The following is a 13519-nucleotide window of genomic DNA, read 5'->3' as shown; positions in this document are numbered from 1 at the left end:
ATGGGAAATATTAAAGACATACAAGATCAATTTTCAACGATAGATCAGCATAATAAAAGGCTTAAATACAATATGATTGAACTGGATGCTAAAGCAGCCCATGTTCAACAGGAAATAACGTCTTTACTCCAATTAGGTATCACATCCAATGATCCTAGATTATCATATTTACAGGAACATCAAGCAAATTTGCAAAACCAGCGTATTAAAATACAGGGTACATGGAAAGACAATTTGGCTCGAATAAAAGATTTTGAAGGAATTCTTCGCAAGCAATTTAATCCGATAGATAGTTTTGAACAATTCGATGCCAGTCATCCGGTATTACTTTTCCCTTTGCGTATAGAAACTCGTTTTAAAACAGTTAATCAAAAAAAACAACTTTGGCTTAGAGTCTATCCAGATGAATGTAATATCATCAAAAACGAGCCCTTAATGACTGTTGATGAAATAGGTCAACTTAAACTATTTTATGCGGAAACCGCCTTGGCCGACCAAGATGAAGGGAAAAAGCGTGCTGCATGGAAAACATTAGTACATAGTTTTGGTTCTAATCGTTCGGCATGGATCTTAAACCAATATAAACCCAGCAGTTCGAGTATTGTTGCCATTTCCGCAGCAAAACACATGCTAGTATTACAGACGGAAGAAGAGATCATAGGAGGGTTAAAACCCGAAGGAGTTACGTATTTTAAACAGTTATACTTAGCTCAGGGCAATGAAGACCTCCTTAGTCAAGCACTTGCTGATTTGAATAATTCCAATCTATCGGACTTGGAAAAAGAAATTTATAAGACGAAAATAAAACCGCATAACCTTCCAAAAACCATTGATCCAAATACTTCGATCGGGGATATTGAACTTATTTTGCAAACATTTCCACCTGCTGATACCATAAGCACTCAATTAACCAGCTGGAATCAAAACCCATTCGCGATGGGTTTACCTGATAAATTTGTTGTACTGATGTACCACAAGGGTATAAAAACAAATCACCTATTTTCCAATCCAGTTAAATACAATTTACCTGTTGGCTTAGATCCATCAGAAACAGAAGCTAATATTCAAAAAGATTTTGATGGTATCCATTTGAATGAAGAACTAAAATGGATGGTTGATTTTCCTGAAGCGGAAAAAGCAGGTATGGCCACGGTTATTGAACTTTCAGATGAGCTGTATGATCAAGGATTTGATCAAATCCTTGTGCTTGGATTAAAGGTAAGTACCGATGCTGTGAAATCTAAAGAATTAGTTGAAGAACTTTTTACAGCACATCAACGGGACCAACAAGGATTTGAATTCATAAGACAGGGAACTCCCACCAATAATACGGAGTCTGAATCAGCTGGTTTTACTTGGGTAGAAAATGCCGATGAAAGTTATGACCGTATTTTTAAAGGAACGGAGCAATTTGATGAATTGAGTAATCCGCTAGATAAATGTGATGGTCAAGTATTTGCTGAAGCTTTAAACTTATCATCTTCCATCTTTCAACAAGTAAGAAATGCCAATGGAAAGGATCAAATGGAAGCAAAAGCTATGAATAAAGCTTTATTTCCGGCAACCATGGGCTATTTTATGGAAGAAATGATGGATCCATTATTCCAACCGCAAGATATCCAAGCAACCCATGAATTCTTTTCTAATTATGTGTCGGGACGAGGGCCCATACCTGCATTTAAAATTGGAAGGCATCCCTATGGTGTATTGCCAGTAACTCGTTTTAATCAGTTGACATTTCCGCCGAGGAAGGAATATTTCAATGGACCTTACATGGATAAATTGAAAACATTATTGCTAAAAATGGACACTGTTTGGGAATCCTATGTCCCTCAGGTTTCATATTTGGGTAAGTCTGGCGACCCTCATCAAATACTTTTAAATGTTTTAGGTTTACATGCAAATTCCGTCGAATTTCATCAACGATATGCGCAAAGTATATTACAGGTATATAATCAGTTAAAGCTGGAATATAACAACAATTATATTGCCGGATGGTTAGCTTCTGCTTTAATGGAACGCGGAAAGAAGGTCATGCAAGAAATGGGAATCCCCATAAATGAGGAGCTTCCCCCAATAGCGGAAAAGTTTTTTATATCAAAACCAAATCCTTTAAAGGGTCCCTTAATTGATGATGTTGAAGAATCAGAGATTAAGCCAATCCGCAATTATAGCAAAGATGGCTTAAATTACCTGGAATGGCTACAACAGAAGGACGGAAATAAAATACGTTTAGAAGATTTTGGAGGCAATGAAAAACCCAATGCTTTATTGTATTTATTGTTAAGACATTCCTTATTGCTATCTCAAGCAGATGCAGGAAGTTCCTTACTCTTAAACAGTGGCTTAATCAACTCGAAAAAAATATTTTATGATACAGCATTTTTATATATCGCGGATAAAGAAACAAATAAAAGCAAGTTTGATCACCTCTATCAAATTGCGCCACAACTTACAGGCGATAGAAACTCAAAACTAATTGACCATATTTACCAAGATCATGTATTGAAGGATGTGCTCGTTAATCATCAACTGAATCAAATTTTACAATCGTTAAACTTATTAGAAAAAACGCCAACCGCACGATTAGAACGATTATTAGTCGAACATTTAGACTGTTGTACGTATCGACTTGATGCTTGGAAAACAGGCTTGACCAATTTCAAATTGCAAGAAAAGCGTAGAAATAACCAAAGGATACAAAAGGAATTAGGTCTTTATTTAGGAGCTTACGGCATATTAACCGATTTGAGACCTAGCAAAGGGGTACAAGAACTGAAACAATTAAGTACGGAAGATTCCAAGTTTTTTCAAGTAAATGCCGAAAATATTACGATTGATAGTAGCAACTTGGGCTATATTCATGCTCCTTCTATTGACCAAGCTGCTACGGCAGCTATTTTAAGGAATAATTATGAAAGTTTTAAAGGGGAAGATTCTGACAACCCATTTGCTATTAACCTAAGTTCTGAACGGGTAAGGCTTGCTAACGATTTTTTAGAAGGCATGCGTAACGGTCAATCACTTCAAGCGCTATTGGGCTACCAATTTGAGCGTGGATTACATGATTTATATGAAGATTCCAATATAGAGGCCGATAAATTTATTTTTCCACTTCGGTTGGTATTTCCTCTTGTTGCGAATAAATTAAAATCAACGGAACTCAAAGCGGAAGATATTCAAGAAGCCGAAGAAAGTAATCAAAATGAATTAAGTATTGAGGCGATTGAATCTAGAAACGTAATAGATGGGCTAAAATTAATTGAACAAGTGCTTTCAGGCACGGTAAAAACTTACCCTTTTGGAAATGTAAAACTTCCAGTGGCTAATGCAAATGAACTATTGGCCATACATAAAGAAATAGACCGAATTATCGATATCAACGATGCCATTGCAGATTTATTGATGGCCGAACAAGTATACCAAGCTGTTAAAGGTAATTTTGATCGTGCTGCTGGAGTTGCAGAAGCATTTTCCAAAGGGACATATCCACCAGAAATGGAAGTAATTCAAACGCCAAGGTCGGGCATTACGTTAAACCATAAATTAGCCATACATTTTAATCCAGCTAGTAATCCAGGCGTTACGCCTATACCAGGATTAGAACCTACAGTGAAATCTAAATTAGAAGCTCCTGTAAATGAATGGTTAGCAGACTTGTTACCAAACCCTGAATTAGTACAGGTCAAAGTCAATTTAAAATTGGCAGATCAACCTGCATATTCCATTTATATTTCTCAAAAAGATTTAGGATTACAAAGTATAGACTTATTGTTTTCTGCTTTGATGGATAAAGAACAAGCAATGACTATTTTAGATGATCACATTGTGAATTTTGTCTATTATAAGTATAAAAATAATTTTCAGCAATCGGTTCATCCATTTACACAAATTGCCATTGAATATACTGCTGAAATTGATCCTGCAGATAAAACTAAAGTAAGCCTATTTGAACTGGGTTCCTTATTAAGCAGTTTGAAAAAAATGCTCGTCAACCGACCATTTGTGAATACGAAAAGTCTTGAACTCGCGAGTTCAGACTCTATAGAATTGAAAAGCACCTATGATGTTCAAGAATTGAAACAACGCTTAGATATACTTAGGGTAGATTTGGACAGCACGCTTCTAGAGCTAATCAATCATTTATCGAACTTAAAATCTAAGGACCAATTTAAAGATTTACTGCAAACAGAATTGAAGGCTGATGCTATTGATGAATCTTCCATTATTGTTTTTCAGGAACAATTGCAATCCGATTTATACACCTACTTTTTCGATCCAACATTAACAACATTAGATACCATACTACAGGATTTTGAATTAAAAATAGATTCTATAGTCCACGATCCGCTAAGACAACAAAATCTTAGAACCTTATATGAAAGCTATTTAATTACATTTAGCCAATCCGTGAAATTCACAGCTTCCGATGTTAAAAATACCTGTAGTCTATTTATGTTGATTTCGCAGTATGATCCTAATCTGACTGGAACTGGTTATTTTCATACCTTAATAGGATCCATATATCAAAAGGTAAAGGATAAGTTGGTGCCATTACTTGCATTCATGGATAATAATTGGCAGCAATATCAACATATTATAGGAACCTATCATGCGGGCTTAACTGATGTAGAAAAAGTGAACTTATTAAAAAAAGCTGAGAGACTAATCTCTAGTTTTAGTACGACAAATATTCCATCAAATCTGGATACCTATCGTGTTGCCATTGAAGATAAAGCTTTACTGTTTAAAGAATTAGTAAGCGAGTTAAGATCCTTGCCTGAAAAAACTTATGTAGATATTCATGCATTTATGGAGGATCTTTCCTTAAAGCTGTCTCATTTAAACCACTTCGTGAACATACCATTCGATGTCAAAAATAATCGCAACGATTTAAAAGAGGAGTTTATTGTTTTATTCAAACTAAAAGACGATCTATTTCATGCCAACAAGAATTTAGTAGAACACCTTCAAAAGAAAATAGCGGTATTTGATAGTCTCATATTAGCATTAAGTACTCAGAAAAGTGAAGAAGATCAAATTCAACACCTTTTAAATTGTGCCAAGCAGTTAATAGGAGAAGAACTATTGCTTATTCCTAAAATCAAATTGAGCAGCTTAAAAACCAATCAAATAGCATTGGCCTTTCAGAAATCAGAAGATTTACTTAACTTCTCTAAAACACAAGAAAAACGAATTTTTCCCATTGAAGAATGGTTATCTGGATTAGCTAGAGTACGTGTCAATGCTTGGCATTTAGAAAATACACAGCATTTAGCTGAAGCGTTTAAATCAACAGATAGCCTTGCATGGAAAACATTACAGTTCCCTATTCGAGAGAATGACCGCTGGTTAGCCTTAAAATTTGTTGCTGAAGGAGAAAATCAAGACGACATCATTAAAAAGATAGCTGGTGAATCCCTTATTTATACGGCACATTTTGCCACAGACTTTAATTCCTCCGATACCATTTGTGGAATAGTAATAGATGAATGGTCTGAAATTATTCCTTTTAAAGAAGAAACTACAGGTATCACTTTTCATTACAATGAACCTAATAGTGAGCCTCCACAAACTTTATTATTAGTCACTCCAAGTCATGATGGACATCAATGGGACTGGGAAGATTTAGTAGGCGCACTGGAGGAAACCATTCATATGTCAAAACAAAGAGCGGTAGAGCCAAGCATGATCGATAGCAGTAAGTTTGGACAATTCTTGCCGACAACACTGATGGCTGTGACTTCAAACCTCATCAATATCTCGGTCAATTTAGCCTTAGTTAACAAATTTATTAAAGACTAATAAACTGTACTATGTTAAAACATTATAATCCCATTGATATAAGACAAGCTATAGATCAACGGCTTTTTCCAACCATAACCATGTGGAATCGATTGGAAGGAAGACCAAGGACCCATCAGTTTGATAAGGCTTTGAAAGCAGAAGTACGTGATGCTTTATGGATGCTGTGTAAGCAATGGCAAATGGGGGAGTTCAAAGGGGAAGATGCTGGATCTGTAGTGTTCTCCAAAATAAAAATGAAAACGTCTAAACTAACGAATTTCACACTTGCTAATGCTGCTGAACGACCTATTACCTATGAAATTCCCTTAGAAACTTTAATCGAACAAAAGGAAATTCCAATGTATCGTGGTAAAAATAAGATTTCTTTAGATTTACGTCTTCAGTTAGGAAAATATTGGCAAAACTTGTTAAAAAAAGAAGGAATCCATGCTTATTTTGCTCTTTTTCTAGAGAAATTTAATTTTTCTGTTCCTTCAAGAGATCGAGATAACGATGAAATCCATGCTCATCAAGAGGAATTAAAACATTGGATGGCAATCTCAGGCCGATGTATAGATGGGTATGAATTATTATTGGAGATTGAAAAAAGCGGAAATGCTAGTAGTCTAGTCTCTTTAAATAATCCTATGGATCAATCGGCATTAGACCAATTGGTAGAACCATTTTTAAAGTACTTCCAAACAACTTATGTACAACCTAAACAACAGGTGGATCAAGCTTGGCTACCTGATCGATTAGAATATAAAGCGAGTCTTAAAGCTGATACATCGATAAATGCCGATTTATTTCATGCGCAAGAATATTATCAGGGTAACTTGGACTGGTTTGCATTTAACCATTCCACGAATAGGTCTAGAAGTGATATAGCTAAAGATGTCATTTACGACACCTTTATTCCAACGCATGTAGAATTTGAAGGGATGCCAGAAAAAAGATGGTGGAAGTTTGAAGATGCGAAAACCAGTTTTGGAAACATCGCTCCAAATACCACAGAGCTTTCCAAATTGATGCTTATCCAATTTGGATTATCCTTTGCCAATGACTGGTTTCTAGTGCCCTTAAAATTGCCTATAGGATCAATTGCAATGCTGGATGGACTAACGGTTTATAACAATTTTGGAGATGCCTATTGGATTGAAGCGACAGAGCAGGAACAACAACCTGAAACCAAAAATTGGAGTGTTTTTAAAAATACTTCTTCCTCTAATAATACGAAATTATTTCTTTGTCCTTCAGCTATCAAAGTACAAGAAAGTGAACAATTGGAAGATATTTGGATGATTCGCGACGAACAATCGAATATGGTTTGGGGCATAGAAAAAATTATCCCTTCTGCCAAAGGTCTTCCTATTCAAGCCGGTGAATATGCATTGCAAAAGAGAAAATACCATGAATCTTTTATAAACCCTAGCAACCTCGCCATTCCTTTTGCTGCCGAAGTTTATTATCAATCGATGAATTCAGTTCCTGAAAATTGGATTCCATTTATACCTGTCCATGTAAATAATCATAAACGCCAAATTCAATTGCAACGTGCATCAATGCCTAGAATACTAGAAGGTGATCCGATAGGACCTGTAAAAGTTAAGCCTATGAGTAGCTTATTACGTGAAGGATTAGATTTACTACCGAATCCAAAAAGCTATTATTTACATGAAGAAGAAATAAGCAGAGCAGGTACTAGAATTGTTCAACAATACCAAAGAACTCGATGGTTAGATGGTCAAGTTTACGTATGGTTAGCCAGCAAGAAAAAAGTAGGAAGAGGTGAGGGGCAAAGTGGTTTAGCATTCGATCAAATACTGCCAAGTAAAAAAGGTCAAGTATAAGTGATTATTAAGAAACTAGCATATGACTAATTATGGTTATAAATTAGATTATAACCATAATCAGTTATATACCTTATCTTTTCATAGCTTCTACTTTCCATTCAGCAGGAAGCTTTTCAATAGCATATCGCAATGCCGTTCTAGGCATAATACTTTTTTTCAGCATGACATAATCAAAAACTGCTTCAGGATTTGATTGACTTGCAGCTTTTAACATCCATCCATATCCTTTTTGTACGAAATCATCAACATCTAATAACAAGATATCTGCTATTTCAAATATAGCATTTAAGAAATATCCCTTTTTTGCAGGTACTATTAATGAAACCGCAGATGCTCTACGCACAAATCGTTTTTCAGATAAAGCCCAGCGTTTTAACACCTCCAATTGATTGGGGAATTTCATCATATACTGTCCTATGGTATGATTACAAAAAGTATCACAATCTGCCCAATTCGTCACATAGGTTTCGATCCAATATTCGAATCTTTTTAGATCTTTTTCTTCGTATAATTTATGTAATGATGCTGACCAAGTACACGCTATAATTGCTTCCTCAAGGTAGGAACTTTTCCATAACTCTTCACATAGATCAAAAATAGCCTCTTTCTCCATCCCATGAAGCATCTTCAATGTATCTTTTGCCAATTGATTTACGAATGGCATGCGCACCCCATACACTTTAGCCGCTTCTCCTTCTTTAAAAAACCTACTGGAAGTTTCTAAGGTTTTTTGATTAGCAAGACCTTGTAATGTTATTCTAATTTCTTCAATAAAGGAATTCATCTTGTGAACATACATTTCTATATTGTTAAATTATTACCAACTTGGATATGCCATTTTCCATACCTAATATGAATGATAGCCAAGCATACGCTATGCTTGCAAAACAAGTAATACAAGCTTCAAATTAATACTAGCCAGAAATAAATTACCGTTTCCTTCTCTAAAAAGTACTTGAAAATTCAAAATAAGAATAGCAACAATTAAAAAAGGTAATTTCTCTAAAAATCACCTTTTTTAATCAATTTTTATTGTTTTAAAGAGGCCATATCAATCACAAATCGGTACTTGACATCACCAGCTAACAATCGTTCATAGGCTAAATTGATATCTTGAATATTAATCAATTCAATATCCGCTGTAATTTGATGTTCTGCACAGAAGTCCAACATTTCTTGTGTTTCTTGGATACTTCCAATCGTAGAACCAGCAAAATTCTTACGAGCAGGAATCAAACTAAAGGCAGCAATCGGTAGGGGATGTTCTGGTGCTCCAACCAAAGCTAATGTACCATCCACTTTAAGCAATTTTAAATACGCATTCACATCGTGTTGGGCAGAAACACAATCCAATATAAAATGTAAACTGCTAGCATTTGCTTCCATTTGTTCATTGTCTGTAGACAAAATGATTTCATCAGCACCAAGTCGTTTTGCATCCGCTACTTTGGTAGATGAAGTGGTAATCACGACCACATGTGCACCCATGGCTTTTGCTAATTTTACGCCCATATGTCCTAAACCACCTATTCCTACAATACCAACATTCACCCCTGGGCCTACCTTCCAATGTTTTAGTGGCGACCAAGTGGTTACTCCTGCACATAATAATGGGGCCGTAGCGGCTAAATCCAAATTTTCAGGTACGCGTAAAACAAAATGTTCGTCAACCACTATTTTTTCAGAGTAACCTCCAAAAGTTTGCTGATTTAGATGTTTATCATGACCATTATACGTTTGAATATTTCCAGCTTCACAATATTGTTCTTGATTTTGTTGGCATTGCTCACAGGTTCTACAGCTATCCACCATACAGCCTACGGCTGCCAAATCGCCTATTTTAAACTTCGTTACCGAAGATCCAACCTTTGTTATTCGACCTACAATTTCATGTCCCGGAACATTTGGATAAATTGTTCCATGCCACTCATTTCTTGCTGTATGTAGATCGGAATGACAAACCCCACAAAACAAGATGTCAATTTCAATATCCTTTTCAGTAACTGCACGTCTGATGATGGTTGACGCTTTTAATTCTTCTTGTGCTGCCTCAGTAGCAAAAGCTCTGACTTGTTGATTCGACATATCTTTTATAATTTTCTTTTAGTAATATCATCTAATGAGCATTCAATTTAGCCAATTATATTCAAATGAACACTAGCTAAAATCATTAATTCACCGACGTACTTTTACCATACTAATACTTTTTGTAAGTAAATTTAACCTGGTACTAAAATTAGGAAAAGATAAACCGAATTATATTCCATACAGATAAGGAAGGATTACTATTGATGAGGAATTTGTAATCCTGTAGAACTTAGTACTATAGTTAAAACGAAACAACTAGAAATTACAATCAATTTTTCGTTAACCCATTCTTGCTAATGAAGACAATAATGGCTAAAAAAAGAATAAAATAATATATCCTTAACTAAGTAATAAGTGAAAATTTCTATGAAATTTCTTGCACTTTATCGGATTGAAGGTCCGCATCTGTATGTAATAAACATTTCCATTCATCTGCGATTAGTACCCAAGTGGAACTGCAGGCAGCCTTTGTTAGTATTTTTTTACCATCCATATGATGCACTGCTTCGATCAAATAGGCAATCACGCCTGTAGATCCAATAACCTCACTGCTCACTTGGCTGATTGACAACACCTGCATAGGCATACTTTCAGCGGCTTGAAACATATCTATAAACGTGTCTTCATTAATTTGTTTAACCCCATTTTTTCCAGCGATAATACAAGGGAAATAGGTTAATTTCATGATTCTTTCTAAGTTATGTGTTTCCATTGCATCCCAATAACTTTTTTCTAATAGTTCTAGTTGATCTTTCATAAGCTTAAAAAATTAAATTATATCCGACTTTAGATAGTATAGAATATAGTATAGACCAAACAAATTCGTAGTTCAAGACTACCTATATACCGAGAATGAACAGCATTCCCATTGATCCCATTCGTTATATTACGGTACTTTAAAGCCTTTTTAGCACCGAGAACCATTCATGATTAAAGTAGGATTTATGGATAAAACAGAATTAATCCGATATTGTTATTATATTTTTGAGATTTTAGATATTCCATTAACAATTAATTCTGTTATAAACTTGAATTTACCAAGAAGGAAATATGAAGGCAGTACCTGATGAGTAAAAGTTGTAAATCAATAAGGATAAACTTTTAAATAATGAAGAAATTAAGGTAATTGCCCAATAATTACGGTAGTATTTTAAAATAACAGCATGGAAAAAAGAAATATGGGTAGACTATTCCCTAAGCTGAGCAATTCAGGATTTGGCCAATAACCTTATAGTTAAGAAAAAACCAGCATAAAATATGCTGGTCTGAAAACAATGAATTATACTATATTATAAAATGTAGTTCTTTTTAAGAAGGCACCTTTCTAGCCTGTTCTCTAGTCCATAAACGATGTTGTTTCATTGCTTTTATAAATTCTTCAACCCATCGGTCTTGACCTTCGACAATCACAGCCTCATCTTTCGTAATAAATGATTTATTCATCAATTTTTCTGCCCCTTTTGCAAATGCTAAAGCTTTACAATGACGAAATCCCTCATTGACAAATTGTAAGTAATCTGGATTATTTTCCAATTCTTGAACTGAATCGCCATCCGGAGTATAAAAAGCATCAAAACATACCGATACATCGGTTAAATAACTGTGCTGTACAGCTATGGTTTGCCCTTCTTTACTGTTTACTGTACCGACATGGCTTGCTATATAAACAGCAGTTGCGCCTTCAGCTTTTAAGGCATCTTCCAATTTTTTCATGGATGCCAAACTAACCCCTTCATCAATTAAAAATGCTACTTTTCTAGTAGCTATGGTTCCTTCACCGGCTTTGACAACCATGCTTAATGCTTCTGATTTTTCGACCTCAGGTTTTTTAGGTTTAATCGGATAATTAGGATGGTTTTGACGTGCAAAGGTTAAGGTCAATTCATCCAATTCTTTTGGTGGAACTAGTCCCAAATTTTTTCCTACTTGCTCCGCTAATTTTACATCTATTTGATTTAAAATCGCCAACTCTCTCAAACGAATTTGTTCGGACTTGATTTTTGATAATTCAAAGCTAAATGCATTAATAATATGATTTTGCTCTGCTGCTGTTTGAGACTTGAAAAACAATCTAGCTTGAGTAAAATGATCCGCAAAGGAATCAGATCTTCTACGCACTTTTTTCTCCTTTATAGGTTGTTCATGCGATTCAAATCCTTTTTCACCATTCAACATGGCATGATAAGGGCATCCAGAAGCAATACTATTTGGAAAATAGCTCACATTTCCTGTTGGAATATCCGACTTTGCAAAACCATCTTTTTGATTATTATGTTTCCCATTTATTGGGCGGTTTATGGGTAGTTCATGAAAATTTGGCCCTCCCAAACGATAATTTTGGGTATCCAAATATGAAAAAACTCGACCTTGTAATAAGGGATCATCCGAAAAATCAATGCCAGGGACCAACCTTCCAGGATCAAATGCGGCCTGTTCTGTTTCAGCAAAAAAGTTCTCCGGATTTTTATTTAACGTCATTGTACCTATAATCTGCAGAGGCACTAATTCCTCGGGAATTATTTTTGTAGGATCCAATATATCAAATGAATATTTCAATTCATCTTCTTCTGGAATTAATTGTACAGCTAAGTCCCACTGCGGGAAATCACCATTTTCAATCGCTTCCCATAAATCTCTTCGATGAAAATCAGCGTCAAAACCTGAAATCTTTTGTGCTTCGTTCCAAGCAACCGCATGTGCTCCAAGTTTTGGTTTCCAATGAAACTTTACAAATGTTCCCTTGCCTTGTTCATTGACAAACTTAAATGTATGCACACCAAATCCTTCAAGCATACGTAGGCTCCGTGGAATAGCACGATCCGACATAACCCACATAGACATATGTGCCGCTTCAGGCATTAAGGATATAAAATCCCAAAAGGTATCGTGGGCAGAAGCCGCTTGAGGCATTTCATTATTAGGTTCTGGTTTTACCGCATGAACCAAATCAGGAAAATTCATGGCATCTTGGATAAAAAATACGGGAATATTATTTCCTACAAAGTCATAATTGCCTTCTTGGGTATAAAATTTTATGGAAAAACCACGTACATCACGAGCCAAATCTGTAGAACCTTTAAAACCAGCAACGGTAGAGAATCTAAGAAATAGGGGGGTAGTTTTCCCTTTCTTTAAAAAATCTGCTTTTGTGTAGGCAGATACATCTGCAGTCGCTTCAAAGTAGCCATGTGCTGCAGATCCTCTAGCATGTACAACACGTTCAGGTATACGTTCACGATCAAAATGCATCAATTTATCTAAAAACAAATGATCTTGCATTAAGGATGGACCTCTTGATCCTGCTTTAAGCGTATTGTTATTATCATGAATGGGAACACCATCATTACTTGTTAATAATTTATTAGTATTATCAATTAAGTTTTTAGTAAAACGTTCTTGATTTATATTCTCTTTTTTTGGCATACAATTAATTATTTAGATCAGGAATAACAGATTAAGCTAACTTAATCAATAGCAAAACAATTTATCAGTATTTAAGTTTGAAATACTTAAAAAATTATCTAGGTATACAGCTGTTTAAATAAGTTTCGTATAGATGATAGGTGGAGTTGAATTAATACCAAAACTTGAACCATTGCGCAATGGGGGATTAATTTATTATTTGTCTTTTGCTTATGAATTACAAAATAAAATATGAATTTAAAATTATTATAACTCAATAATTGAATTCAACTACATCAATTAATGCAAAATATACATGTTCACAACATGTATTATTAAATTTTCAATATTTAAAACCTAAAAAACCAGTTATAATTGGGCATAAATCG

6 protein-coding genes are annotated in these 13519 nt (G+C 35.0%); 2 read left to right on the top strand and 4 right to left on the bottom strand.

Translation table 11 applies throughout. The annotated features are described in order from the left end of the window. Positions 1–5805 carry a hypothetical protein gene (locus ACFRAE_RS14870; RefSeq protein ID WP_422797958.1) on the top strand — a complete coding sequence of 1935 codons (5805 nt, stop codon included), beginning with the start codon at positions 1–3 and terminating at the stop codon, positions 5803–5805. Between the two features lie 11 nt (positions 5806–5816). Further along, on the top strand, positions 5817–7637 hold the full coding sequence (locus ACFRAE_RS14865; protein ID WP_422797957.1) for a hypothetical protein: 1821 nt from the start codon (positions 5817–5819) through the stop codon (positions 7635–7637). 73 nt (positions 7638–7710) lie between these two features. Here ACFRAE_RS14865 and ACFRAE_RS14860 read toward each other — a convergent pair whose 3' ends face one another. From ACFRAE_RS14860 to ACFRAE_RS14845, 4 genes are all read right to left on the bottom strand, one after another. After that, complete coding sequence (locus tag ACFRAE_RS14860) at positions 7711–8439, bottom strand: DNA alkylation repair protein (RefSeq protein WP_422797956.1); 729 nt, start codon at positions 8437–8439, stop codon at positions 7711–7713. Between the two features lie 230 nt (positions 8440–8669). After that, complete coding sequence (locus tag ACFRAE_RS14855) at positions 8670–9725, bottom strand: NAD(P)-dependent alcohol dehydrogenase (RefSeq protein ID WP_422797955.1); 1056 nt, start codon at positions 9723–9725, stop codon at positions 8670–8672. A 367-nt stretch (positions 9726–10092) separates the two neighbouring features. Continuing rightward, a complete protein-coding gene (locus tag ACFRAE_RS14850; RefSeq protein WP_422797954.1) occupies positions 10093–10485 on the bottom strand; it encodes a nuclear transport factor 2 family protein in 393 nt (130 codons plus the stop codon). A 551-nt stretch (positions 10486–11036) separates the two neighbouring features. Next, positions 11037–13151: a catalase gene (locus tag ACFRAE_RS14845; RefSeq protein WP_422797953.1), complete on the bottom strand. Its 2115-nt coding sequence runs from the start codon at positions 13149–13151 to the stop codon at positions 11037–11039. Positions 13152–13519: the final 368 nt, after the last annotated feature.

Source organism: Sphingobacterium sp. HJSM2_6 (assembly GCF_049316305.1).
Taxonomy (GTDB): Bacteria; Bacteroidota; Bacteroidia; order Sphingobacteriales; family Sphingobacteriaceae; genus Sphingobacterium.
The sequence above is the reverse complement of the archived record's forward strand: the minus strand, read 5'-3'. Positions and strand labels throughout refer to the sequence as shown.